Here is a 26,985-nt window from a genome sequence, read left to right on the forward strand (position 1 = left end):
ATTATGTCTCACTTTTCTGATGATATTGATGTTTTGTATACTGTGGACCATCGGGGTGAATCAAAGGCCTGGCATATGCAGCCTGCTCATCCAGATACCATTCCAGACCATAGTCATGTAGTTCAATGACAACCTTGAATGGAATACTCGCCTCATGAAATGATGATTCATTGGAATCCATCTGATAGCCGGCGGTGTTCAGATACACGCAGGCATCTCCCACCTGCACCGGTTGCTGAAAACGGATTTTGCGCCAGCTCAGCATATCGGCCTCCAGACAACTGGCGCCACCGACACAGGCAATGAACTCCTGACCGGATGCAGCACGTTGTGGAATAATCACCGGGTCCGGCAAATACTCACTGTTAAACCACTGCTCAGACAGGCTGAAACTGGTTCCTGCCACAGTAAGTACTGCATAATCTGCTGACAGGGGTTTTAACCCCTGAACCCTGAATGCACTCAAACCCGCCTGGTCCAGTAATGCCCGACCGGGTTCAAGCATGAGATGAATCTGTTGCTGTTTGATTTTGTGCCTTAATTTCAGACCAGGGCTGACTTCCGTCTCCAGCAGTTGCCTGAGTCCATCGGCACCGCCCGCCTGACCGGCGTATGGATAAAAATCGGTAAAATTTTTCAGGGCATGGTAATGCGCAGGATGATTATGCTGCTGAAAGTGCTGCCAGGCCTGCCCATCGACATATTCAACGCTGAAACCACCACCAATGTTGACACAGCAGCAGTCCGTCAGACCCATCTGCCGGGCCTGTACAGATAAATCGATCAGCTGACTGGCCATGTTTGCCCGGGCGACAGGGTCATAACCGGACAAATGAAAACTGAAGCCCTGCAAATGAAGATCGTTCATGAAATCAGCGCAATAGTGCAGTGCCTGTACCAGCATTTCCGCAGTCAGACCAAACCGACTGTGCGGCTGATCCGCTGACTGACAGCGCAAAAGGATACGGCACTGTTTCCGATAATGACAGGCCTGTTGTTGCAGCTGTTGCAACTCCCCCAGTGAATCCACAGCAATGAGACAGCCATGCTGCATGGCAGCCTGTAACAGCGCTGCGTCCTTATCCGGTCCTGACACACCAACCTGCGTCCCGGTCATACCCAGTGCAAGCGCCTTGTTCAGCTCACCGCAACTGGCGACGTCAATACCAATCTGATGTTCCAGACAGCTTTGCACAAAACAATTTGCCTTATTGGATTTTTTGGCAAATAAAATACTGTGCTGTATATCCGCTTCGGTTAATACCTGCTGAAAATGACTGATATTTTCAGCAAACAGCTGCGGCAACACCACATGCAGGGGAGAACCCAGCCCTTTGATCAGCGTCAGCAGGGTGTGCTCATGCTGTTGCAGCAGTTGCCTGACCAGCGGATGCTGATGTGCGGTTAAACGATGCATGAAGCATTCGCCTAAAACTGGAACTGTGCAGAAAACACCACTTCCCGTGACTGACCAACAGCCAGGCCACCTTCATAAACACTTGAGTAATAGTATTTATTCAACAGGTTTTTACCCAGTACTCTGAAAGTGACCGGCGTTTTCTGAATATAGGTGTTGTATTTCAGGCCAGCATCCACCAAAGTATAGCTCGGAATAAAACCACTGTTCTGTGCATCGACTGCCCGGTTGGACACATAACTGACCGAACCATCTACAGACAACTCAGGTAACTGTGGAATGCTATAACTTGCCCCGACATAGCTCTTCCATTTTGGTACCCCTTCATTACGTTTACCCAGTGTATCCTGATCCTGGACTTTTCTTAACTCTGTATCCAGATAAGCGACATTGGCCAGTACCTGCAAATATTCTGTCGGCCTTCCCTTCAGTTCAGCCTCAATTCCTCTATGCCGGAACTCACCCGTTTTGACATAGTAGTTATCCAGATTGGTATAAAGCGCATCACGCGTGATATTGAATGCTGCAATACCCAGATTCAGTTTCGGCGTTAAATTTGCCTTTAAACCTACTTCATATTGTTCAGACTTAAGCAGACCCGTTGGCTGATCGGCATTGAGAGTACTAGATGGTGCATTCATACCACGCTCAATCCCTTTAGTATAACTCACATAAGTCATGACATTTTCAGTCGGCCTGAACATCAGACTGGCTGAAGGAATAAAATTATTCTGATCGTGCGGCGGGTAATCCACATCCAAGTCACGTGCCTTATACCAGACATAACGACCACCCAGCAATAATTGGATATAATCATTGAATGTCATCAGATCACTGGCAAAAACCGAGCTTTCCGTCATATGACCATTATACCGAATAGCTTGCTTAGCACCAAAATCATAACGTGGCGGCTGTACCGGATTCAGGATATTACCCACTGAATACAGGCCAACATCACTCGCAGATGTACTGGCTTTATCATCCCAATATGGACTGCGATCACCCTGTCTTTTAAAGGCTGCGCCAAGGAACACATCATGTTTGACTACGCCGGTATTCAGCTTACCGGCCAGATAGGACTGTAAGGTATAAGCTGTAAACACTTCTCCACGGGACTGATAATAACCAGCCGAACCAATATCCCCATTCGGCTGAATATTATATAAATCGTTATAACCACCATGACGTTCCGCCCGGGAATAGTTGGCCTGGGTGACAGATTGCCAGTCATCATTGAGATCGATCTGTAATCTGGCATCGGCATTCAGACCTTCGGTTTTATGCCGATACCAGGAAGGGCTGAGTAAATCACGGCGGTCAACCTTAGGTGGACGTATATAACTTGCAGGATCAAGTGGATCTGCCCTGCCGCTCTGATCGGCACGCAGCAATGGGTCACTGATCACCGACTTTTCCGACCAGTCAGCATTCAGTTGCAATAAAGTCTGATCCGTTAAACGAAAATCAGTGGCCAGGCCAATCATTTTCCGTTCCAGATCCCCGGCATGGTCAAAATCGCCCTTTTTCTCATAAGCGGCATTCAGACGATAACCAAAACGTTCATCTTTGGTTGAGTTACTGCTGTCGACTGCAATATAGCCCTGTTGACGGGAGGATCCCTGCACCGTAACACTGGTAAACGGATCCAGGGTCGGCCGCTTTAAAATATAGTTGACCGTTCCACCAGGTGAGTTAATTCCATACAAAAATCCAGAAGGTCCCTTGAGTACATCAACCCGTTCAATATTTTCCAGACCGACATCATGGTGGGCGGCAAGCGTTAAACCGTCCCTGCGGATGGTATTAAAATTGTCCATGATAAAGCCACGCAAGCGGAAATTGTCAAAAGCTCCGCCATAGGAAGCCCCCGAAATGGAGGCATCCTTATTTAAGATATCCTGCACGGTTCTGGCGGCCTGATCACGAATATCTTCAGCATTATAGCTCTGAATAGCGATGGGGATTTCCATCGGATCCTTTGCACCGAACCCTCCTGCATTGACCACCCGGGTCGAATTCAGGGGCGTAGCCTGCACTATAATGGTCGGTAATTCACGACTGGCTGACTCCTGAACAGCTGATTCATCCGCTGCAAATACCGGCGCCCCACCCAATACCGGCAGCATACCTGCCAGTGCTGTAAGTTTAAATATTTTATGCCTTTTTACATGCCACAACATCATTTTTACCCCGGAACTTTATTACTTCACTATTTTTTAAACAGCGGATGAAATCTAAAAATAACTGGTCAAAAACAGGAAATAAAAAACCAGCTGCATTTCACGGTATTTACACCGCACTTAAAGTGTATTTTAGATAAATGTTACATATTGATACGTTATATCATTTCATTACTTAAGTCGATATATGCTACAACATAAATAGTACACAATCAAAAATTTATTAGATTTCCTAATTAAATCAACCAATGGTCAATACAACGATTTGCTGTGATATACGGAGGAAACATGTCAGAAAATCCAGCCCCTGCAAACCCGCAGATACCTTTGCTCAATGCCGTTAATGTCACAGCAGGCTATAAAAATAAAGTCATCCTGCATGAGCTGAATCTGAGCATTCATGCAGGAGAAATTTATGCCTTACTGGGGGCAAATGGTGCAGGAAAGACCACAACGCTCAGCCTTTTCCTGGGATTTCTGACCCCCATTTCCGGGCAGGTTTTTGTGAATCAGATTGATGTCACCACCTCCAGAAAAGCCGCCTTACAGCAAATTGCCTACATTCCTGAAAGTGTTGCACTCTATGAGCATCTGACCGCACAGGAAAATATTGCCTATTTACTTGAACTGGCAGGACAGACTGCTGCCCCGGAAGAAATCAGCCGGTCACTGCTGTCTGCAGGTTTACAGGAAACAGCCATTCATCAGCGGGTCAGTGATTTTTCCAAGGGCATGCGACAAAAGGTTGCCATTGCCCTGGCGTTTACCCGTAAGGTACCCGTGTTGTTACTGGATGAGCCCACCTCCGGTCTTGACCCGAAAGCCACAGGGGAATTCAACCAGCTACTGGAAATATTACGCAATCAGGGCGTCGCCATTTTAATGGTGACGCATGATTTACTGGGGGCAGCAGAAATTGCTGACCGTATTGGTTTTATTGCCGGCGGACAACTTGCAGAAGAAGTCGCAGCGCATGACGGAGCACAGCGTTTTGATGTCAGTAGCCTGCATCAGCGCTATGTGGGATGGGCTGTTTCATGAGCCAGTTCGCCAGCATGGGGGCTGTGGCCAGGGATGAATGGCGTTTTATTCTACGCAGTAAAGTCGCCCTGATTTCCATTTTCCTGTTGATCTCACTGACCCTCATCTCCGTTTTTACCTCCTATGAATATCAGCGGTCCGTCAATCAGCAGCGGCTGCATTATCAGTCGCAGGCCAATCATGAATTTGAAGCACAGCCTGACCGGCATCCACACCGGGTTGCCCATTTCGGTCATTTCCTGTTCCGGCCGCTGGACCCATTGGCTGCTTTTGATGCCGGGGTGGATACCTATACCGGACATACGCTGTATCTGGAAGCACACCGTCAGAACAGCGCCAATTTCAGCGATGTCAGACAGTCATCCCTGCTGGTGCGTTTTGGACAGCTGACACCTGCCTTTATTTTACAGGTGCTTGTGCCGTTATTGCTGATCTTTGTCGGGCATGCCACCATTTCCCGTGAACGGCAGAGTGGTACATTACGTCTGCTGTTCAGTCAGGGCATCAGTGCCCGTACCTTTATTGCAGGCAAGCTGATTGCGTTGTCCGGTGTTGCAATACTTAGTTTTTTACCTGCTGCCATTGCCCTGATCTGGATCGGTATCAGTCAACAGCTTTCTGTCGGACTGGTCAGTATGCTGACTGGTGCCTATCTGCTGTGGCTATTGTTGTGGGTGGTCGGTGTGGTACTGGTTTCCGCCCTGGTCGCCAATGGCCGTGATGCCCTGCTGGGGCTGCTTGCGATCTGGACATTCAGTATTATTGTACTGCCCCGGATTGCGCCGGATATCATCAGTAAATATCTTCCACTCAGCACCCATATTGAAACCCACATTGCCGTGGAACATGACATCAACCAGATCGGTGACAGTCATAACCCGGATGACCCTTATTTTGAAAACTTTAAAAAGAAAGTACTGGCGCAATACGGCGTGAGTCGTGTCGAAGACCTGCCTGTCAATTATAAGGGTTTACTGATGGCTGAAGGTGAACGGCTGACATCCGAGCTGTTTAACCAGTATGTCCGGCAATCCACAGAACAACAGCAACGACAAAACAGCAGTATGGACTGGTTTGCAGGCATCAGTCCGGTCCTGTCGCTGCGGCGGCTGTCCATGATTGCCACGGCATCCGATTTAAAAAGTTTCAACCTGTTTATGCAGGAGGCCGAGAACTATCGCTACAACCTGATCCAGCATCTGAACCAATTGCAGACCAGGGAAATCAGCTATAACAATGACACAGACGACAATAAGGAAAATCGGCTTAACCATCAGCACTGGCAGGAATTTCCGCCCTTCCATTTTCAGGCCATGTCATCAGCAGCACGTATTCAGGCCATGATACCGTCCATGATGGTGCTCTGCGGCTGGTTTTTACTGTTGGTTTTCCTGATTATCCCTGTCAGTAAGCGAATGGAGAGGAAAGTAAAATGAATTGGATCCGCTCTGAACTGCGCTTTATTCTGCGTTCAAAACTGTCGGTCATTGCGCTGGTTTTTCTTGCCACACTGGCAGGCCTGTCTGTATGGTTCGGCTTGCAGGAAGTCCACAAACAGCAGCAGACCATTGCCCGACTGGCGCCTCTGCACGAACAGGATGTCAGACTGGTCAGCAGTCAGCTGTTCCAGGACCCCCGGGCTGGCGGCGATGCAGGATCTGCAGCCTACTATACGTTTTACTACACCTGGGATCAGCCTTCCCGGTCAGCATTTGCTGCACTGGGTTTACGTGATGTCGCACCTTATGTCTTAAGAGTACGCGCACTGGGCTTACAGTCACAGCTGTATGACGGCGAAGTATTTAACCCTGAACTGGTGCTGCCCGGTCGTTTTGATTTTGCCTTTGTTCTGATTTATCTGTCGCCTTTATTCATTATTGCGCTCATGCATGATCTGGTGTCCAGTGAGCGACAGGCCGGCAGACTGCCGTTATTGCTGTCGCTGCCTGAGTTTGGCAAAAAACGCTGGATACAACGAATTATGCTGCGTTATAGCCTGGTTTTTGCCGCACTGGGCCTGCCGTTCATTGCCGGAGCGATATTTGCCGGAACTCCTTTGCTCAGCACTCTGTCTTTCCTGCTGATTATTCTTGCCTACCTTGCCTTCTGGTTTGGTCTGAATATTCTGATCGCCAGCAGACAGTGGCTGTCTGTTGCCAATGCAACTGCACTCGTCGGGACATGGGTGATACTGACCCTGATTTTACCGACACTGGTCAATTTACTGCTGATACGTTCAGTCCCTGTTGTCCAGGGCGTCGATCTCATGCTGCAACAGCGTGACAATATACATGGCGCATGGGAAATCCCGCGTGAAACCACCATGCAGAACTTCTTTAAACATCATCCGGAATGGAAAAATACAGCACCGCTGCCGAGTACATTTCACTGGAAATGGTATCTTGCCTTCCATCAGGTCGGTGATGAAAGTGTAGAACCGCTGTTCCGGCAATACCGTCATGGCCTGGAAACACGCCAGCAATGGACCAACTATCTGGGCTGGATCCTGCCGGGTGTCGCGGCTCAGTCTGCCCTGCACCAGCTTGCGCATACAGACCTGGATGCACAGCTGGATTATCAGGATCAGATCATTGCCTTTCATGAAAAGATCAGGAATTTCTACTATCCATACCTGTTCAATGACACACCATTTACCCGACATGATTTTGACCAGCGTCCGTCCTGGCAAGCCATTGATGTAGAACCGGCGTTCCCCGGTAAAAACACAATTCCCTTTATATTGATTTCCTTCATTATTTTTTTGCTCAGCCTAAAAATATTCAAGGTTCAGTCTCCCCGTGTCAGCTAAAATTTAATTCAGGTCAGACAATGAATATGACATCCACACCTTCTCCCATTAAATCCAGGATCTCGCAACTGATTGGCAACACGCCTTTGCTGGAACTGCCCATTAAAGTCACTCAGGTCCGCCTGTTGCTGAAAATGGAGTTATTCAACCCGACAGGTACCGCAAAAATCCGCATGGCTAGACAGATGGTTGATGAGGCTGAAGCACAGGGCAAACTGCGACCCGGAGGCTGGATTGTTGAATCCACTTCCGGGAATACCGGACTTGGACTGGCACTGATTGCTGCAGAACGTGGCTATAAATTTACTGCGGTTGTAGATAAACACGCCAGTGCAGACAAACTGTACGCTATGCAGGCGCTGGGCGCAGAATTACACTATGTCGGCGGTGCAGATGGTGCATTGGCCACTGCTGATCGTGATGCCACCGCTGCAAGAATTGCCCGGGAAAATGGCGCCTATTGGACTGAACAGCATAATAATCCAGCCAATGCCAATGCATATGTACAACTGGCAGACGAACTTTATTATGCCCTGGGGGACCAGATACAGTATCTGGTAGGTGCTGTTGGTACAGGTGGCTCACTGTGCGGAACTGCCCGTGCGCTGAAACAACAGGTACCCGCCCTGCAGGTGGTCGGTGTGGAACCCGTCGGTTCCATTATTTTTGGCGGCCCGGGTTCAGATTACTATCAGTCTGGCACCGGCACTCCACAGGAAGCGGAAATTGGTGATCTGATTGATTATGATATCATCGATTCCGGTCAGAAAGTGTCTGATACCCAGGCTTTTGAAACAGCCCGGTATCTGGCCAGACACTGTGGCATATTTGTCGGTGGTTCCGCTGGCGGTGTGATTTATCAGGCGCTGCAACTGAGCAAATCCGTCCCACAGGGCAGTACTATTGTAATTCTGGTCTGTGATGGCGGTGAAAAATATGTACACACGGTTTTTAATGATCAGTGGATGAAAAATAAGAATCTGCTTGATCAGCAGATTACCGAAGAACTAAATGAATTACTGTCCTAAAAATATCATGAAAATACAATGGATCACTAATTAAACGACTGAACATCACCAGAGTAAGAATCCGGCATTGATACATCAATGCCGGATTCTTTTTCTAAATCATCTGTGCGATGACAAACATAAGCCCCTTAAATGGGGTTTTTTATTGCCATTTCTAAATCATCTGTGCGATGACAAACATTTTTGATATTATTTGTCGCACTTTGCGTGTTTTCTAAATCATCTGTGCGATGACAAACCATCTTCAATTGTGATTAGACGTTCACCTAAATTTCTAAATCATCTGTGCGATGACAAACAGCGTTAAGTATCAACAAAACACCTGAAATCAATCATATAAGCTTTTAATGAGCAAAAATACTTCAAAAAAAATTAATTATGTAACCAACTGATATAATTTAACTTTATTTCACATCTTAAAAATGAAGCCAAACATGCCCTTTATACACCAAGTGCTGATGCCGGCAACCAGACAGGACCTGACCGATTGTCATGGTCTGCCCACAGTGTTTGCCGGTATACTTCAAAGCCATATCATATTCTTCGCGACTGAAATCAGCCAGTGAATCACCACATAAAAACGGCTGGATATTCAGCATAAATGCCAGCCGATTGAATTACCAATAGCTGATACTTTGATCTGTATCATAAATTTCAATATTTTCCGGATATTTTTCAGCACTTTCCCGTAGAAAGTCACTGAGATTCCGCCCGATACAATAGCCTTTTTCACGATATCTTGCAGCAAAATCTGCCGGATATGCCACGGCGTCCCGCAAATCATTCTGTTGCATTTTATTCATCCCGTTATGGTGTAATCTGTGTCGGCGTCAGCCCAAAACCATCCAGCACTGTCCTGAATTTTGCAGCCGTTTCAGCATGTTCTGCCTGTGGGCTGGATGCAGCAACAATGCCTGCTCCGGCGAACAGCCGTGCAATATTGCGGTAAATCCGCGCACTGCGTACCGTCACGGACCATTCACCATTGCCCTGTCCATCTGCCCAGCCCATTGTTCCGGCAAATAACTCACGATTAAACGGCTCCAGTTCCTGAATCAGTGACCGGGCAATGTCGGTCGGTTGTCCACAAATGGCCGGCGTCGGATGCAAACGCTCCACCAGATCAAATACATGTGTGTCAGCATGTTTCAGTTCGCCCTCAATACGGGTGGCCAGATGCCATAAACGCCGGGTCCTGATCAGCGAAGGCTGTCTCGGGATATGTAATTTTTTGCAGAAAGGGCTCAATTGATCCGCAATCATTTCAGTGACCACGGCATGTTCATGCTGATCCTTGGCAGAGGCCAGCAGCTGTTTTGCATTGTGCTGATCCTGCACAGGGTCGTCATCCCGGGCCAGGGTCCCTGCCACCGGTTTGCTCCATATCTGCGCGCCCTGTTTTGCCACCAGTAGTTCAGGACTTGCCCCGACAAACCAGCCTTCCTGGCCCGGATTGCGTGACACCGCATAATTGTACCCCTCCTGATTATGCCTGGCCAGGTTATAAAACAGTTCGGAAACAGCAATCTGCGCGCTAAAGTCCAGTTGCAGAATCCGCGCCAGTACAGCCTTATCCAATTGCCCGGCTTGCATCTGCTGTACCAGATACGCCACCTGCGTCTGATATTCTGCTCCCGAAGGAATAAAACTCGCCTGCTGTAAATCAGCATCATGCTGCAAGGCATAATCCGCTTGCAGATACAGCACTTTCTGATGAATGGTGGCGTCCTGCATCAGCATCAGATTCAGATCTCCGGCATTGCCGAATGGAATCCCGCCCATGATGCTGGCGTTACGATGGCCCTGTTCAATAGCCTGCTCCAGCTGTAGTCGTGCCTGTTGTAACCAGTCACGCAACTGACTGTGCTCAGCCACCTGAATATCTTGTAGTTTCTGATGACTGTGAATGACATAGCCTGGCGTGGTAAACAGAAACCCCGGCTGCTCATTGCATTGCAGAATTTCACTGGCCAGTGCGACACGGCTTTCAGTAAAGTTTTCTTTCTGAATAAAATAGGGATGTTGTACAGACATCACACGGCTCCTTCATTTGCTGACCTGTTGATGAACAGTGAATAATTCGACTAAACGCCCAGGGTTGCCCCGCCATCGACCACAATTTCCTGCATGGTGATCTGCTCCGCCTGATCTGAAAGTAAAAAACTCACCGTACTAGCAATATCTTCAGGTTGAGCAAGTTTCCGCAGCGGAATTCCGGTACGGTATTGCTGCAGATCACCCTCCATGACGGCGGCCGGAGGCTGATCATCCGTCCACAGTTGTTTCTGCATCCGGGTCAGTGTCGAACCAGGAGAAACAATATTGACCCGGACCTGGTATGGCGCTGTTTCCAGCGCAAGATTGCGGCAAAAGTGACTTAAGGCAGCCTTGGTGGTGGCATACATGCCCAGCTGCATGCGAGGCATGCGCGCACTGTTTGAACTGACCGTGACAATACTGCCCTGCTTTTGCCGGCAGAAATGCCGGGCCACCTGCTGACTGACTGCAACAGGGGCCAACAGATTGACTGCCAGTGTACGTTGCCAGTCCTGTTCCGTGGCTTCAAGCAGGGAACCCATAATGAGAATACCCGCAGCATTCACCAGGCCCGTGACCTGATGCTGTTCCAATATCCCGGCAATCAGCCGGTAGGTCTGTTCAGATTCAGTGATGTCCTGAGTAACCCCCTGCCACCTGCTGTGTTCATCTGCACTGATTTGCTGTGTAATTTCCCACTGCGGTGGATCAGCCTGCAGATCAATACCGATAACCCGATAACCCTGTTGTAATAATGTCCTTGCAACAGCGGCGCCTATTCCTCTGGCCGCACCGGTAACCATGATGGTGGTACTCATAATTGGTTGACTCTGGTAAATGATTCGTGCCAGGCACATAATTGCAAATAATTATCATTTTTATCAAGTCAGCAATGAGTGAAATTGTTGCCAGATCAATAAATCTGCTGACTTATGCCACATAAAATGGGGGCAAATGATTGTTTTTGGATAAGATCAGGAATATGCCAGTTTCTTTATTGGTTATAATGATAATTATTACCATTTACTAATAAGAATCATTTTGGTACTTTGGGTTTGCTCTCCCTTTTGTTATATGGTTTCAAGATGAGGCCCGATATTCATCCATTACATCCCCTTTTCCAGCAGACTGATCGTGGTTCCGGGGCATGGTGGCAAGCTGTTCAGGCGCATGGTAATCCACTGATTACAAGGTATGAGGTACATCTGCATTGCATTTTCCTGTGGCAACAGGCACCACACACCCAGACTGCTTCCCAGCGCCGACAAGGGTGGCAGTCACAGCTGCAACAACACGCAAAAGCCGACCCTTTCAGCCGGCACCCGCCCTATGCCACTCAGCTTGCCCGGTGGGTCAGTCAACTTCATCCGGGCCAGATGAACACCGAAAATCAGTACACCAATCACAGTGCTGCGACAGTGAATGATCCACCGCTCAGCCGGGAACTCGACTGGCAAAGCCATCTGCGGCAATGCAGTTGTCCCGTTGATCTGCACACATTACTTGCTCCATCCACTGCGGCCCGGTTGCATCTTTTCCAGGGTGATCATAACGCAGTCAATTGGCAGCACGATTTAATCCAGACCTTAGCGTCCATTCTTTCGCTGAAAGATTCCCCCATTTACACAATGAGTAAATCCGTATGAGCACTGCACAGGACAACTATATCAATCCTTTTGATAACGATACATTATCTTTTCAGGTACTGAAAAATTCAAAAGGTGAATCCAGCATATGGCCGGTCATGAACCCTGTCCCGTCAGACCGGGATGTTCAGTTCGAACCGGATACACGTGCATCCTGTATCACTCATGTCGAAAAACACTGGGCTGCAATCAACCCATTCCAGCAATCCTGATGGAGTTCTCCCATGAATAAGCCATTACAGCATGCGTTTCAGCAGGACCCGACTCAGCCCTTATACCTGGAGCTGTTATCCACACAACAGGGTATTTTCCTGGCAGATCATTTAAGTCATATTGAAGATTTGTACACCATTGCACATTGTCTTGAATTACCTGAAAGCATTGAGCTGCCGGTATTTAAACAGGCCATTCAGATGGGACTGAGTGAGGCAGATACCGTAACTGCCCATTATTCATCTGATCCGACTCAGCCATTTTTACAGTTGAATCCCAAGGCCCGGATCCATATTGAAGAATTTGATTTTCGTCACCTTTCCCCGAAAAAGTCGCAGCAGCGACTGTGGGACTGGATGCCGACCGACCGCGGGCATGCCCGATCACTGAAAGCCGGTCATACACATCTATATCGACAGGCATTATTCATCTGCCATAACCGGGTCTATTGGTATCAGCGTTACCACCATATTATGCTAGATGGTTTCAGTATCATTAACCTGACAAAACGCATTGTTGAAATTTATCATCAGTTACTCAGTCAGGCACCGTTGACGGCGACCCCGTTCATTGCGCTGAATGAAGTTATTCAGGAAAGACAGGACTATGAAAACAGTCCACAATTCCAGCTGGATCAGACCTTCTGGAAGCAATACTGTCAGGACCTGCCGACGCCGGTCAGCCTGAGCACCCACCATCTACCGCCCAGAACCACAGCCCGTTTTGTCAGGCATCAGCTGCATTGCTCTACAGGTATTTTAATACAGATTCAGGAGTTGGCCACCGCGGCCAGGCTTGCCCTGCCCGACATGATGATGTCACTTTCCCTGCATTATCTACATGGCATGACGGATAAATCCGAGCTGGTAATGGGCATTCCGTTTATGCGCCGACTCGGGTCAAAAGCCATCCGCTCACTGATTCCCACCGTCAATGTGCTGCCTGTGAAGTTTTCAGTTACAGCAGATGACAGCTGGCTCAGCCTGGCAAAACATGTCCAGCAGCAATTACAACTGATCCAGCCCCATCAGAAATACGATGCTGAACAGATTCTGCGTGATCTGAACTCCATTGACATTCATGAACGGATTTATAGCTCTATCCTGAACTACAAAGCTTTTGATCAGGATCTGCAAATTGACCGGCAACCGGTCAAAATCCATCATATTTCAACCGGCCCGATTGATGATTTTGAATTTTCATTTATTGTGCAGAATCATGAGCTGATCATTGAATTACGTGCCGACGCACTGCGATACAGCCAGCATGAACTGCTGATGCATGGCCAGCGCCTGACCCTGTTACTGGAACAATGCCTGTTGCACCCAAAGCAACCCTGCATGCCATTTAACATCACCCCTCAGCAGCAAGACAGTACACTGGCTGCATGCGGATACACACTGTGATCCGCTTGCACTGCTGGAAAGCATTACAGCATTGTCCAGGGACATACCCCGGATGAATATCTGAAGCGGATCAACACCATCTGGCTGGCTCCGGCAGTATCCTCTGTTTTGGCAGCATCAGCCTGCTGTTGGGCATTATCTTTCTAATGAATTTCCACGGTGCTCGCAAAGCAAGTTTTAATGATCCTAATCTCCAGGAAGGCGCATAAATTCCATCCTGATTTACGGCATTTAAATTTAAAAAGAAGGCAAATCACCTTCTTTTTAAATTCAGTTTTTGAAATTCAGTATGCTTTCAATCACCACTGTCCTGAATACCCTTTGCTTTAAAGATCCACGTAATTAAATAGTCCTGCTCCATTTTATAACCCCCCTCATATTCACCGAATAAACCGTAACGCTGCTGTACGGCATCACAAAAACATAATTTTGCCTTCTGCTGTTGCAAATGAATATCCACTAACGCTGCTTCCAAAAAATCGATATAGTGTTGTGCAACCGGATACACCGCCTTATATAAACTCTCCTTCATGGAAAACAGCAAAGTAACATACTGGCTGAAACTCAGGCCTGAGATGGCACCGGCATGCCACAACTGCAATTCAGATTCAGTCAGAATCAATCCGGCACTGTCACGGGCAAATGTACCATCCACCCAGTGCTCGATATCCACCCCGAGACAATGGCCCGTATCCGACACAGCCACCAACAGCTGATCTTTTGAATGGCTGATACTGCCCAGCAATGGCGCAGGCCATAGCGGTAAGCGACATTGCAGACAGGTTATCGGTTCCTGGCGGGCAAAGTCCTGCTGCACAATGGATTGCGCCAGCAGACGTCCCACATAAAATTCCTGTTTGCGCTGTCTGTTGGCCCTGAGCAGATAATCCGGTACATCCAGTTCAGCATGCTGCAATGTGTCACCGATCCGTGCAAGGTCCAGGTGGTACATGCGCAGTGCAGTATCAATGCTGAGCGGCCGGGCAAGTGTCATCACCTCAGCAGACAGATGTTCAGGAAATTTCAGAAAACTCATCGAACAGGCCTATAAAAAATTTCATGGAAGACACACATTAAAAACCGAATTCACAAATGAAGATAATTATAGATGCCATTTAATAACAGTTATCATTTCCATATACTAATCCTTATATAACATCCAATTCTTTATGTATGGTGATTATGCCATTTTCCTGTTCAATACTGTTTATACCTTTCTCATCGGTTATGCCCCGGCATTACCTCAGCCGTTATTTTCAATTGCGATGGTCTTGTCTGCAATTCCCCTGACCTCGGTCATTGCATATTTATTCCACAAAGCGGTCTATGGGGGCGATGTACTGATCCTTAACCTCTGCTGTTTGCACGGGCTTTTCTGCGGTTTTATCAGCAGGGATTGTGCCTTATACCGCAACAGCCGGCTCTTTATGGACAGAATGATCCATATGCCATCAGAAAGCCAAAAGATATAAAGAGCACAGGAAATAGTTAACAAACCGAGACTTCAGTTTTTCAGAATAAATTTCAGCATGCTGCATGGTGATAACCGGTCTGTGCCGGGTTGAACGTAATTCAGGCGACAAAGAGGTGCTGGCAGATATATCATCACACTCACTGTAATTACATTTCGAACAATCCAAAGCCATGATCATAACACCATCGCGGGGATTCGTTCTGGTCATAGCAGGTCAGTGACACCTGACAGCCCTGTTGATCTGAAATGGGATGTTTCTGACAATATGCAAGCATTTGCGGTGGGGTAAGGGCCAGCCAGGCTTGTGGCCGGGGCAATATTTCTTCAAATTTCACGGTTTTCCAACCAAAACCATAGACAGGATATTTCAGTTTTCCAGTGGCCTCGGTATCAATCCCATAAGATTGCTTTTCTATAATTAAGTCGCCGTCCCATTTAAAGGTATAAATTTCCTGATGCGGATTCTCCCGCAACGAGGTTCCATTATAAATCTGCTCCGTCATAATGCATGCATCGACATCTGCACGGGAAAACATCTGCTCACCCTGATCATAAAAATAATTTTTACAGAAACTTCCAATCTGTCGATCATCCAGTTGTGCAAACAAACAATTCTGCTGATCAAAACGTAGACAGGCATTCACCACCAGCTGTTTATTTTCATCCCAGGGCAATAATTCAGCCAGATCCTGGGAAGGATAGCTAAAGGTGGATGAAGACCCATAGCCTTCGTAACCCGGATCAATAAAAACACTTTTACGCTGCCGGGATTGCTGCTTGTGACGCTCCCGATCCCGTTCATTACAATAGCGGTAATTCCACTGCGGAATCATGATATTCGGTTGCCGGATCTGCTCCAGCCGATGCCGGTTGACCCGCCCCGCAGTCTGCACAATCGACTGTACACTGGATGCATCAATCACAGCCCAGTCAAAGTCATGATCCCGTCCGACCTCTTCAACGGGCGTCGCCACAACAATCAGGGGGATATCTGTCTGTTGAGCTTGCTCAACCATTTGAATGATTTCTGTATCCTGTTCAATCTGTTCATTGCCTGTTTTTCGTTTCCTGCCATCTTTATGACGGGTCAGTAACTGATCCAGGCGCTGCTCCTTATAAAACCGTGAAATCAACCAGTCATTGGCATGGTAACAGGCAATTTTTGCTTCAGGCCAGTACTCAGCAAGAAACTGCGCCAGGCGAATGGCATGTTTAATATTGGCAACCCGAATCAGTCCCAATGAAATTTTTTTATCCGTCTTTTTAAATTGCCAGCCATGATGGTCATGTAATTGCCGGGCCGCTTGCAGCACTGACTGTTTCCAGCTCAATACTGTTGTTTCGTTAAAAGGAATGCACTGTGCCAGGCGATACGTCGTTTTTGTCAGTAGATGAGTTTGTAAATCATCCAGATGTTGCTGGTACCTGACTGTAAAATCTGAAGTCTGATCTGAATGGTCCAGCCAGACCCGGGGCGTCAGTTCATTATCGATTATCGCAATCAGTGATTTTTGTTCTTTGTCATATAAGGCAGCCCGCATCTGTATGCCCGACTCAAAAGCCCGATGAATGGTTTTTGCAACCGTTAAGGATAATGTGGCCGAGGAACAGATCACATGACGACCATACAGTGCTGCCAGTTGCACCAGCCGTAACACAGCAATCAGGGCCCTGGGTTCATAGCCATCAATTTCATCCAGTATCAGATCACTGCTGATTATGCGAAGCAACGCTTTTACATGATGTCCCTGGCGATGAGGTTCACCTGCTGCAATCAGATAATCAATGGTCGACACCAGTAAGGGCGAAGCAAGAACAGTCCTGCCCTGTAAATCCGGCACTTTTTGCCCTTTTCGCTCCACCATAAATAACGGATGTAACCATTCAGGCAACGCATAATCTTCACCGAGGGCATCAAAAATCGGTTCAGGTCGATTTTCATCATCATCAGCATACTCCCTCCGGGCAGCATCAAATAAAGTCTGAGTCACCGTATCACCAATAATCACCGCAATTTCATCATCCGATAAATTCATGGATGATTTCAATGCTTCACCAGTTTGCAGAGTTAATGAACGCAGATTTAATGCAATGCTGACGCGTGGATCATCGGGGCGTAACGTGCAGGCGGCCCGAAGATTCATGCGGGTTTTACCACTGCCCGTTCCGGCAATATTCAGAATTAAAGCAGGCGTTTCAGGGATTTTCTGAATCTGTTTCTGTAAGGCATTTGCAGCAATATTTTGCCACTGAAAACGTGGGTTTACAGTAGGTTGGCAGATATATTCAACCGTTTGTTCAGATAAACCGGATAAATTCAGATCGGTCATCATCTGTACAGCGATACGTGCAGCCCGGTCACCCACCTGATGCAAATGCCATTCCAAAGGCTGATCCTGTTGCTTTTCCATTATCCCCTTTTCTGTGCGTTTTAATTTGGTGTTGGCAAATAACTGCACATTTTCCCGTTGAACCGCCGGGAACTGCTGTGCAGAGACAATATGATCCGCATGAATCAGCGCAGCCCTGGCATGTAAAGCCTGAGCTTTCCAGTATAAAAGCTGAGTATCTTTTTGCTGTGTCAATAATCCAGTTAAACGCTGCATGCGTTTCTGGTAGCTTTTAAAAATAGAAGCCGGTAACTCACCGGCACAGCGGAGTTGTTCAGGTTTCGGTACAACTGTCCGCACGTGATTTGCATAATGCGGCAGGGCCAGCGCATTATCTTTTTGTCCTTCTTCAATCCCCAGTAAACCATGATGCGTAACAATCAGATAATCCACCGCTTCCCGTTCATTCTGTATGCCCGCCTCAATTTCCTGCCGCTCCCCCAATGTAAATCTGTCCAGGCCCCTGGCCAGGTTTTTCCATGCCAGTTCCCAATTCCAGCCATTGTGTCGTAACTGTTGTAAAAGCTTCATGGACAACCATTCATGGCGGACATCATCCCTAATTCTTTGCCCTGCCATTTCCGGACTGAGCTTATGCTGAAAATGAACAGATGCCTTGCCAATATCATGCATATCTCCTGCTGCCCCGGCAAGCAGACTGCTCACTTTGACCCATGCTTCCAGCATCCGTTGTTCTTGCTGCTTTCTGGTTGAAGCAACCGGATAGGCTCCATCGCCTGCAAATTTATATTTTGCGCCGACAACCCACGCCAGTTTCATACGGCGCATACCATAGTTAACATAGGCTGCAACAGCAGTCTGTCGGGTTGCTACTTTCTTTAAGGCGCTGCGGATTTCTTTCAGTCCCTCCATTGTCATAGGGGCCTGCCAGGAAGTCTGTCCTGTACGTATGGCATAGCTGTCCAGAATTGCCCGGGTCTTTTTTAGTGCTCTTTTTTCGCAAGCTGAGATCAGGATAATATGCATTTTTTAATTATTGCTAAAGATTAGACATCATCAATATAATCCATTCCTGCATAATCAAGAAGAAACCTTTTCCCATACATTGTTATTCAGCAATACTTTATCGCCCAATACGGTAGCGCCTGGACGACATTTCTAAATCATCTATGCGATGACACACTGTTCATGGCTTCACCCCCAATGCTTCACGAATTTCTAAATCATCTATGCGATGACACACTGGAATTCAGCATAAACAAAACTCCTGAAATCAATGATATAAGCTTTTAAAGAATAAAAATACTTCAAAAAAAGACAACCAAGTAAGTGACTGATATTATTTAATTTTATTACATGTCTCAGAAATAAAGCCAAACATATAATCCAATAACTCCTGATCCTGACAGGTTTCAATGAGCTGCATACGAAACTCTTTTTGATTGTGGTTTCTCATGGCCGATACAAAAGCGAGCGGCATCACAAACGCATCCTTGACTAAATCCGCAATATCAAAGACCAAACCACCCCGACGGGTTTTCCCATGCAGAATAGGCAAAGCAAAACTAATGCCCATACCATTTAGAGCCACGGCAGCATAACCATAGGCAATATAATTGCCATGATCAAGATAGTTGTTGGCAATGTCAGCCGTACTGTCATGAGAGTTTTTCCCTTCATCCCGGGTAAACTGAAAATTACAGCCCTGAGCAAGTTGTTTATATAACGACTTTGCCCAGCGCCCTTCAGCTGCAAGTAGTTCCTGCTGTGTTACAGCCGGATCTATCGCCTGACGAAAAGAGATCACAGCATTTTCATCTACACGAATACCATACTGAATCAAATCCTGATTCTTTTTCCAGCTCTCTGAGACAAGGGTAATCCGCTCAAGTAACAAAATTTTTGCCATCAACAACCGGGCATCATCATTTAACCAGGCTTTCATCCAGATTTGCATATGTTCAGTAGGACGATATTCACTTTGAGGAGCCAGAAAAGTTAAATCCAATGATGAAAATAAAGGAGACCCACCGGAACCACAAAAACCGACCATCACATTTGATTCAGCCAGTCGCCGGGCAGCAGCATCGGTCAGAGAACTGCCTTTCCCAAGTAGCAGAAAGGCCGTATTTTTCTCTGGAATATTATAAAAATATTCAATTGGCTGCAGATTTTCTGTCAGATAGACGATTCGGTCATCCTTTAAAATGACACGGACTTTTTCCAGATAAAATACACAGGCCCGTTTTGAAAGCATTAAGGGACGACTGCGTTCCTGACGAAGCTGACTCATCAATTTTCCTGATATTGGCTTAAAAAACTGGTAAAGCAAATGGACTCTCTTTTCGGGCAAGTCCATAACTATCTGGAAAGCCTGGTCCGGCATTTTCACTGTCCAGAATATCGACAATGACCGTAAACCCCTGTCCCGTACTCTGACTTCTGACCTGAAAAAAAGGTTTATCCCTGGCTGTTTTTAAACGTCGATCCCGCAAAGGCTCATTATGCTCTGACAGTTGGGTCCGCTCCGCTTTTCGGGTCGGAATCCGAAAACGCCGATAACTTTTCCAACCCGAAATTTTGGCAGTAGGAACAGGAATTGCGACGCCTAAAACGGTATAGTCGCGTATTTTCCAGTGTCCTTTAATTGCCTCAATAAGTTCATCTAACTCATCCTGCTTTTCTGCAAAAATTCGCAAAATATCAAAGTTAGGCTTAGCTGAACGACCATGCTTTTGTACAAATTGTTCCTGTCTGGCTTTCAATTTATCAGATATCTCCAACGCCAGTGCATAATGTGCGGGTAATTTCCGAAATGCTCCATGAATGACGGTATAAATCTGATTACGAATATGGCCAAGTTTTAAATCCGTATCACCTGATGATTCAATAACACGGATATCCAGATAATAATTAACATCCATGATTATTCACCCTCAGAGTACACGCCACCACGAATTAAACACGCGATCAGGAACATGCCTTTTTCACTGTCAGGATCAAGCTCAGCAACTTCTTTTAAAATATCGAATGCCGAAACTTTATCTTTCCCGACACGATAGAAAATCTGACCTTCCAGATTTGCACCATTCGGTTCAACCGCAATTGGCTTTCCATCATTTTCTGTAAATAGCGGATACCAGGTATCAATGGTTCTTAAAGCATTTCCAATTTTTTGGTCACGTAATGCAGCTTGACCCAGATATTGGTTGTCATTTGCTTTGTGATCCGGTCTTTTCGGTATTAATTGATAGAGGGAACGAGAGAAACCTTTGGGCTTATCCTCCAGATAGTTCTGAGATGGGAACACTTCAACACCACCCATCCCGAAATCTATAGTGGCCTCAATGTGCAATCCTGCATTCGTGGATTCGCCAGTAATCCCCCTGAGCAGAATATCGGTAAGTTTCTGTTCTTTTTCAGAAGTTTCATCAAAGCTTTTAAGGTTGTAAGAAAGGGCATTAAAGCTAAATGCTTCAGGGTAGTCTTGAGCAGTCACTTGAATGGTAATACTTTCAGCGACAATACGGTTGCGCCATAACCAGCGACCATTCACAATATTACGCACATAACGGCGTACCACTTCCTTTAAACCGTCACTTTGTTTTGCACGATCCACAAAACCCAGAAATGCCTGACGGAAATTATATTCTTCACTTTTATCTGCACCTGCCTTGGATGCACTGGCAAAAAGCACATAACCTAAGTCAATAAAACGGAAATCCCATTTCACCAAAAGCCTGGCTCCTGACTGGAGTTTTGCCGATTCAGTCAGTTGAATATTGTTGACTTCACGGGCAAGTGAGTTCCCGGCAGCCGCCCCTTTTTCCTTATTTCCCGCTACGTTCTGTGTACCGCGAATGCCGTGATACATCACATGCAGGACTTCCTGTGTGCCATCTTCAAATAAATTGAAAAATGCCCCATCACTTATAACGGTTCCACGCTGTAAAGCAAGACTACCGGGTAATTTTTTGAAAATTGTCATTTTAAAATTCCTTATGTTTAACGGTTAATGTGTGATTGCGTGATTTTGTTTTAAAAGAAAAATATCATCATATGGCCAATGATAGCTCCACAACAGCTGTTCCAGATCATGCCAACTGCTGTCTTCTGCATCAGTTGACCTGCGTAGAATTTCACCAAGCGAAAAATATTGCACCATACCGGTCAGGGGTTCAGCATAAGCATGAGGTGTAATATGCTGATCCTGCGCCTGACGGATGCCTGCACGTTGCTCATTAACAGGTTCAAGCAGCGCATACCCCAGACAGGTAGCAGAGATCCAGCTCAGGCTTTGATCAGCAAAGAATGTCCTGAGCTGTTCGGACTTTAAGGCCAGCAACTGTGTAAAAGCCTGAACCCGATTGAGTTGTTTGCGCTGCTGATACTGAATCAGTAAATCCTGTCGGTCCAGCACAACAAAACCTGTTTTAATTTTCTTTAACGCTGTTTCCAATTCATTTTCACTATGCGTGCTAATCTTTGAAAACTCGACAATCTGACCACCGGCAAAACGACTGCGGCTGAGAATACTGGCCAGTTTTTCAGGACTAAGACGTGAACTGGCAAATTTAATGACCAGACTGAATTCCAGATGGCAGGATGCGGTCGGCTGCAGCGACAGCGCATATTTATTTTTAGAGGAATAATCCTTTTTGCCAATAAATACCGCACCACGCCGCTGAGCCGGAGTAAAGCGACCGTAGGCCTGTCCCCCCAGGCGCTGCAGATCATGATGAATATAAATCAGCCCCTGATCCTGAGTGCTCAATTGCCTGGCCAGATGATGTGCAAACATATTAGCCGCCATCAGTGGCACACCGCCCAGTAAAAAGCCATTGGTCTGCATATTGGCATTTTGTACCCGAATCCGGGGAATAACCGCATAACAACTCATCGGATCATCTCCCGTAAACGGCGGGTAATATAGCCCTCTGCGTGATGATCAAGCGTGATTTCGACCGTTTGACTCTCCATTTCCACACTAAAGGTTGTATTGGTTATTTTCCTAGCCAAATGGTCAGCAAATTTGATGCGCCAGTGGTCATCTCTCAGTTCAGGGTCAATCAGTCCCTGAACCACCAATGAAAGACTCGGGTGTACCCAGAACGAAGGACGTTCGATTTCATCCATTGCAGGTAATATGGACTCAGCCTCTTCGAGAATATTTTTTTGAATGCTTGCCTGATGCAGCACATCATGAACAATAATTTCAAGAAATAAAATTTCCTGTTCGCGTATTTTTTTATTGGTGGTTGGGGCAAAAATCTCTAAATCATGCCAATTCTGAATCACATTATTTACAGTAATAATCAACTGCCGATTCAGGATACCAGCCCATTTTTCCAAAGCCTGTAAAGCCTGTTTTTCACCTTTTGAAATTTTTATCTTACATAATATATTGAATTTAAATCCATTATAGAAAACCGCAAAAGCCTGCCGAGTCTTCTCATTGGCCTGGGGTGATCCCAGCGTGACTGGACGCTGCATGGCCCGAACCAGACTACCAACGTTTTGTGGATTCGCCCCACCGATTCCAAAAACTGCGGTCTGAATTCGGTTAAATTCACTGTCTTTTTCTTTACGAACTTCATTAATGAAGTCAACTTCCTGATTAATCAGATAATTGACTCCGGCCGCCGTTAATGGACTAATGGAAAGATATTCACCATCTTTTTTGGGAATCAACACCTGACGCATACGGATATCGATATATTCAGTACCTGCCTGGTAGGGCTCATCAAAAACAGTATGAATAGATGACTTAAGTTGTTCAACCTGATGCTGAAATTCAACCTCTTCTGAGCTGATGTCATCATCCAGCATAGCTGCTTTTACCACTTTGAAAATAGAAGCCGTTTTTCCGGCATTGGCCTGATAATCCGTTGGAATCAGAAAATCTTCATTCAGTAATGTACGTGCACTGATGTAGGGTAAATCCAGCGCCTGTTTTTTACTTAAACGGATCCCGCCTTTTTCAATATTGGAATTGATGGTTTTGAAGCTAAAATGTACAGATTCTTTTAAGCTATTCTGAAACACATCATCTTCAATTGTTTTACTCATGATGATCCCCTTTTTAATTGTTACTTAAATTATGACATTACTATATTGAAAATAAAAGAGATAACAGATATTTGGACGACATAATTCCCCACAAAAACTCAGCTTCAGAACTTTATGAATAACCGGAAAATAAAAATATGGCAGATGAATACTTCAAAAAAATTAACAGATTAAACTTTCATAAGGAATGTTTAAACCATTATGCAATTTCTTCCTGATCATGTTTATACTGACTGACCTGACGCTTAATATTTATTACCGCCAATGTTAAAAACAACCCGGTTGTTTCCACATTATACCTGCATTTCCAAATTGATCATTTACATCCTGTGGTGTTTTCCAGGCTACTTACTTTTTAACAATATGCCTGGCTGGCCCTGACTGTGCCACAAAACAGCACAGTCAGGGCCATCACATCTTCCTACCCGGTATGACATTCATTACAGCAGTAATAACATCCATTAATTCTGCTCTGGGGCCAATTCCGGTGCGCAAATAAAACAGCATCGTAGCAACAGGGATGCTCCCCCAACTCAACTCTATTCTGGGATTGTGGCATATACCGACAACCTGTTGTCAGATTATGAACTTCATGATCTCCATTAAACTGCGACTGTTTGTTAACAATGAATACTGACATCTTTCACTCCTCCACAGAATCTGCTGCATATTGCAGGGCATAAAAGAGAAATGAAATCCAGGATATTGTATTGCCCATAACACTTTGCTGTTGCATATGAAATGGTAATAAAGCGGTATATTGTGCTACCATAAAGACAGTCCTCACTTAGGTAATTGACGATTTAAGGAATGGACAAGAAGCAGATATGAAGTTTCCAAGGCCTAATATCTGCTTTTTTTATGCCCATTCGCTATTAAAGCTAGCTTAACCCAAAGGATCTTGTCAACACTTTTTTTATATTAAAATATTTCTAAGTATCAAGGAAAAGATTTAAATTGAGTTTTATAATTGTTACAAATGAAGGATCATACGCCTGGATTTGCTATGATTTAAAAGCGGTATTTAACGTACAGTTTGCTGTCGTACAGATAGTTGAGAAATTGATGCTTAGCATTCATTAATATGTGTTTATCATCGCCCAGATGATTAGATTTAAACCCTGGTGAATAAAAAGAGAAGCAAACTGCTTCTCTTTTTATTCACCCCTCACAAGCTGATCACTTATAACTTAGCCGCCAGTTCAGCTCCTTCACGAATGGCACGTTTTGCATCCAGCTCTGCAGCCAGTTTGGCCCCGCCAATAATATGATAACGGGCCAGCGTGGACTCTCCTTCTTTCGGCATTAAATCCTTCACAGACTCCTGACCGGCACAGACCACAATGGTATCCACCCGCAGCAACTGATCATGGCCATTGCTTTCAATCCATAAACCTTCAGTGGTCACAGACTTATATTGCACACCACGCAACATTCTGACGGCATGTTTTTTCAGTTGTGCCCGATGTACCCATCCTGAAGTTTTCCCCAATCCAATGCCCAACGGTGTGGTTTTACGCTGCATTAAATAAATCTGACGAACCGGTACTTCTACCTCTGCCGGCTGCATTCCCCCTTCGGTCACATAGTTGGCATGCGGGTCCACACCCCATTCACGTTTCCAGTCTGCAAGCGGTTGTGGCTGAGGCTGGTGCTCAGGTTTGAGTAAATATTCCGACACGTCAAAACCAATTCCACCGGCACCAATCACGGCGACTTTATCTCCAACTGGTGCACCACGCAACACTTCTGCATAGGACAACACCTGAGGTGCATCACTGCCAGCAATGTTCAGACCACGTGGAATCACGCCGGTGGCCACGACCACCTCGTCAAAACCCTCACGCTCAAGCTGCTCACGGTTGACCCGGGTATTCAGACGCAGATCCACGCCTGTTTTTTCAAGCTGAACTTTGAAGTAGCGAATGGTCTCGTGAAATTCCTCCTTACCGGGAACAACTTTCGCAAGATTGAATTGCCCACCCACTTCATGACTGGCTTCAAATAAAGTCACCTGATGACCACGACTGGCTGCCACAGTTGCAGCAGACATGCCGGCCACACCACCGCCCACCACGGCAATTCTTTTCGTTTTTCTGGCTTTGACAAACACCAGCTCAGTTTCATAAGCCGCTCTGGGATTTACCAGACAGCTTGCACGCTGATTTTTAAAGGTATGGTCCAGACAGGCCTGATTACAGGCAATACAGGTATTAATTTCATCCACACGGTTGGTTGCGGTTTTGTTGACCCAGAATGCATCTGCCAGTAAAGGACGTGCCATCTGAATCATATCTGCCTGACCGGCCGCCAGAATCTGCTCAGCCGTTTCCGGCATATTAATCCGGTTGGATGCAATGACCGGCACCGAAACATGCTTTTTAACCTCAGCGGTATAATCCACAAATGCAGCCCGGGGTACCGAAGTCACAATGGTTGGAATCCGTGCTTCATGCCACCCGATCCCGGTATTCAGCAACGTAATTCCAGCCTTTTCCAACGCCTGCGCCACAATAATCACTTCATTCATGGTATTGCCATCATGCACCAGATCCAGCAGGGACAGACGGAAACAGACAATGAATTTCTCACCGACTTTTTCCCGGATTGCCCGGACAATCTCCACAGCAAAACGCATCCGGTTATGAATATCGCCTCCCCAGCGGTCTTCACGCTGATTGACATGCCGGCTCAGAAACTGATTCAGCAGATAGCCTTCCGAACCCATAATTTCCACACCATCATAACCGGCTTTTTTGGCAATCCCTGCGGTACGTGCATAATCATCAATGGTTTCCAGAATTTGTTTTTCACTCATCTGACGGGGTCTAAAGGGTGAAATGGGCGACTTTATCGGACTGGCAGAGACCACAAAGGGTTGATAGCCATAACGCCCGGCATGCAGAATCTGCATCAGGATTTTTGCCCCATGCTGATGTACCGCATGTGTCACCAGACGATGTGGCACAATATCCGCCAGGGTATTCATGGTACCCCCTGCCGGCAAGAGCCACCCCTGACGATTCGGTGAAATACCACCAGTGATCATCAGCCCCACGCCACCCCTGGCCCGCTCTTCAAAATAAGCCGCCAGTTTTGGATAATTATAAAAACGATCTTCCAGTCCGGTGTGCATGGAACCCATGACAACGCGGTTTTTAATGGTTGTAAACCCCAAATGAAGCGGCTTGAGCAGATTTGCATAGCTGGTTGTCATATGAATCCTTCAAATCATTGGCTTTGCAATTTGTTGCATATTACTTTATCGGATTTTGATTTTTTTGGGATGGCTCATGTTTAAATTTTCATGGTGA

At 46.3% G+C, this 26,985-nt stretch carries 19 protein-coding genes and 4 pseudogenes; 9 read left to right on the forward strand and 14 right to left on the reverse strand.

Going from position 1 to position 26,985, the window contains the following annotated elements; translation table 11 throughout:
* Window position 1: 1 nt before the first annotated feature.
* Both ACT6PV_RS09965 and ACT6PV_RS09970 read right to left on the reverse strand, forming a co-directional pair.
* Window positions 2–1,417 (reverse strand): alanine racemase, encoded by a 1,416-nt coding sequence (locus ACT6PV_RS09965; protein ID WP_445116218.1) that lies wholly within the window; start codon window positions 1,415–1,417, stop codon window positions 2–4.
* An 11-nt stretch (window positions 1,418–1,428) separates the two neighbouring features.
* Window positions 1,429–3,600: a TonB-dependent siderophore receptor gene (locus ACT6PV_RS09970; protein WP_445116219.1), complete on the reverse strand. Its 2,172-nt coding sequence runs from the start codon at window positions 3,598–3,600 to the stop codon at window positions 1,429–1,431.
* A gap of 285 nt (window positions 3,601–3,885) precedes the next feature.
* On the opposite strand from ACT6PV_RS09970, the gene ACT6PV_RS09975 reads away from it, so the two are divergent.
* The 4 genes from ACT6PV_RS09975 to ACT6PV_RS09990 are packed head-to-tail and all read left to right on the forward strand — an operon-like array spanning window position 3,886 to window position 8,475.
* Window positions 3,886–4,638, forward strand: a complete 753-nt coding sequence (locus tag ACT6PV_RS09975) for an ABC transporter ATP-binding protein (RefSeq protein ID WP_445116220.1) — start codon at window positions 3,886–3,888, stop codon at window positions 4,636–4,638.
* The gene (locus ACT6PV_RS09980) at window positions 4,635–6,074 is read left to right on the forward strand and encodes an ABC transporter permease (protein WP_445116221.1); all 1,440 of its coding nucleotides are present in this window, start codon (window positions 4,635–4,637) and stop codon (window positions 6,072–6,074) included. Before ACT6PV_RS09975 ends, ACT6PV_RS09980 begins: the two co-directional genes overlap by 4 nt.
* Entirely contained in the window at window positions 6,071–7,447 is a 1,377-nt protein-coding gene (locus ACT6PV_RS09985; protein WP_445116222.1) for an ABC transporter permease, read from the forward strand. The genes ACT6PV_RS09980 and ACT6PV_RS09985 overlap by 4 nt, the downstream gene beginning before the upstream one ends.
* 20 nt (window positions 7,448–7,467) lie before the next feature.
* Complete coding sequence (locus tag ACT6PV_RS09990) at window positions 7,468–8,475, forward strand: PLP-dependent cysteine synthase family protein (RefSeq protein ID WP_445116223.1); 1,008 nt, start codon at window positions 7,468–7,470, stop codon at window positions 8,473–8,475.
* 416 nt (window positions 8,476–8,891) lie between these two features.
* Here the strand turns inward: ACT6PV_RS09990 and ACT6PV_RS09995 are convergent.
* The 4 genes and pseudogenes from ACT6PV_RS09995 to ACT6PV_RS10010 all read right to left on the reverse strand — a co-directional run.
* A pseudogene (locus ACT6PV_RS09995) lies at window positions 8,892–9,080 on the reverse strand (isochorismatase family protein); the annotation flags it as partial.
* Between the two features lie 18 nt (window positions 9,081–9,098).
* A pseudogene (gene entE, locus ACT6PV_RS10000) lies at window positions 9,099–9,269 on the reverse strand (2,3-dihydroxybenzoate-AMP ligase); the annotation flags it as partial.
* A gap of 13 nt (window positions 9,270–9,282) precedes the next feature.
* Window positions 9,283–10,509, reverse strand: coding sequence for an isochorismate synthase (locus ACT6PV_RS10005; protein ID WP_445116224.1), 1,227 nt, complete (start codon window positions 10,507–10,509; stop codon window positions 9,283–9,285).
* A 50-nt stretch (window positions 10,510–10,559) separates the two neighbouring features.
* Window positions 10,560–11,330 (reverse strand): SDR family oxidoreductase, encoded by a 771-nt coding sequence (locus ACT6PV_RS10010; protein WP_445116225.1) that lies wholly within the window; start codon window positions 11,328–11,330, stop codon window positions 10,560–10,562.
* A 267-nt stretch (window positions 11,331–11,597) separates the two neighbouring features.
* Between ACT6PV_RS10010 and ACT6PV_RS10015 the strand changes: the two genes are divergently transcribed.
* The 4 genes and pseudogenes from ACT6PV_RS10015 to ACT6PV_RS10030 all read left to right on the forward strand — a co-directional run.
* A complete protein-coding gene (locus ACT6PV_RS10015) occupies window positions 11,598–12,158 on the forward strand; it encodes a hypothetical protein (protein WP_445116226.1) in 561 nt (186 codons plus the stop codon).
* Complete coding sequence (locus ACT6PV_RS10020; protein WP_445116227.1) at window positions 12,155–12,370, forward strand: MbtH family NRPS accessory protein; 216 nt, start codon at window positions 12,155–12,157, stop codon at window positions 12,368–12,370. The genes ACT6PV_RS10015 and ACT6PV_RS10020 overlap by 4 nt, the downstream gene beginning before the upstream one ends.
* 12 nt (window positions 12,371–12,382) lie before the next feature.
* Window positions 12,383–13,765 (forward strand): annotated as a pseudogene (locus ACT6PV_RS10025) (condensation domain-containing protein); the annotation flags it as partial.
* A gap of 36 nt (window positions 13,766–13,801) precedes the next feature.
* Window positions 13,802–13,986 (forward strand): annotated as a pseudogene (locus tag ACT6PV_RS10030) (enterobactin transporter EntS); the annotation flags it as partial.
* A gap of 86 nt (window positions 13,987–14,072) precedes the next feature.
* Here ACT6PV_RS10030 and ACT6PV_RS10035 read toward each other — a convergent pair.
* Window positions 14,073–14,813 carry a 4'-phosphopantetheinyl transferase family protein gene (locus ACT6PV_RS10035; RefSeq protein ID WP_445116228.1) on the reverse strand — a complete coding sequence of 247 codons (741 nt, stop codon included), beginning with the start codon at window positions 14,811–14,813 and terminating at the stop codon, window positions 14,073–14,075.
* Between the two features lie 133 nt (window positions 14,814–14,946).
* Between ACT6PV_RS10035 and ACT6PV_RS10040 the strand changes: the two genes are divergently transcribed.
* Entirely contained in the window at window positions 14,947–15,249 is a 303-nt protein-coding gene (locus ACT6PV_RS10040; protein WP_445116229.1) for a hypothetical protein, read from the forward strand.
* A 148-nt stretch (window positions 15,250–15,397) separates the two neighbouring features.
* Here ACT6PV_RS10040 and cas3f read toward each other — a convergent pair whose 3' ends face one another.
* The 7 genes from cas3f to ACT6PV_RS10075 form a co-directional block, all read right to left on the reverse strand.
* Window positions 15,398–18,628 carry a type I-F CRISPR-associated helicase Cas3f gene (gene cas3f / locus ACT6PV_RS10045; RefSeq protein WP_445116230.1) on the reverse strand — a complete coding sequence of 1,077 codons (3,231 nt, stop codon included), beginning with the start codon at window positions 18,626–18,628 and terminating at the stop codon, window positions 15,398–15,400.
* Window positions 18,629–18,941: 313 nt separating this feature from the next.
* Complete coding sequence (gene cas1f / locus ACT6PV_RS10050) at window positions 18,942–19,895, reverse strand: type I-F CRISPR-associated endonuclease Cas1f (RefSeq protein WP_445116231.1); 954 nt, start codon at window positions 19,893–19,895, stop codon at window positions 18,942–18,944.
* A gap of 19 nt (window positions 19,896–19,914) precedes the next feature.
* Window positions 19,915–20,526: a type I-F CRISPR-associated endoribonuclease Cas6/Csy4 gene (locus tag ACT6PV_RS10055; protein WP_445116232.1), complete on the reverse strand. Its 612-nt coding sequence runs from the start codon at window positions 20,524–20,526 to the stop codon at window positions 19,915–19,917.
* A 2-nt stretch (window positions 20,527–20,528) separates the two neighbouring features.
* The gene (gene csy3, locus ACT6PV_RS10060) at window positions 20,529–21,590 is read right to left on the reverse strand and encodes a type I-F CRISPR-associated protein Csy3 (protein ID WP_445116233.1); all 1,062 of its coding nucleotides are present in this window, start codon (window positions 21,588–21,590) and stop codon (window positions 20,529–20,531) included.
* A 24-nt stretch (window positions 21,591–21,614) separates the two neighbouring features.
* Window positions 21,615–22,502 carry a type I-F CRISPR-associated protein Csy2 gene (gene csy2, locus ACT6PV_RS10065; protein ID WP_445116234.1) on the reverse strand — a complete coding sequence of 296 codons (888 nt, stop codon included), beginning with the start codon at window positions 22,500–22,502 and terminating at the stop codon, window positions 21,615–21,617.
* Entirely contained in the window at window positions 22,499–23,671 is a 1,173-nt protein-coding gene (locus tag ACT6PV_RS10070) for a hypothetical protein (RefSeq protein ID WP_445116235.1), read from the reverse strand. Before ACT6PV_RS10070 ends, csy2 begins: the two co-directional genes overlap by 4 nt.
* 1,183 nt (window positions 23,672–24,854) lie before the next feature.
* Window positions 24,855–26,888: an FAD-dependent oxidoreductase gene (locus ACT6PV_RS10075; protein ID WP_445116236.1), complete on the reverse strand. Its 2,034-nt coding sequence runs from the start codon at window positions 26,886–26,888 to the stop codon at window positions 24,855–24,857.
* Window positions 26,889–26,985: the final 97 nt, after the last annotated feature.

It is taken from the genome of Acinetobacter sp. WZC-1, assembly GCF_052544965.1.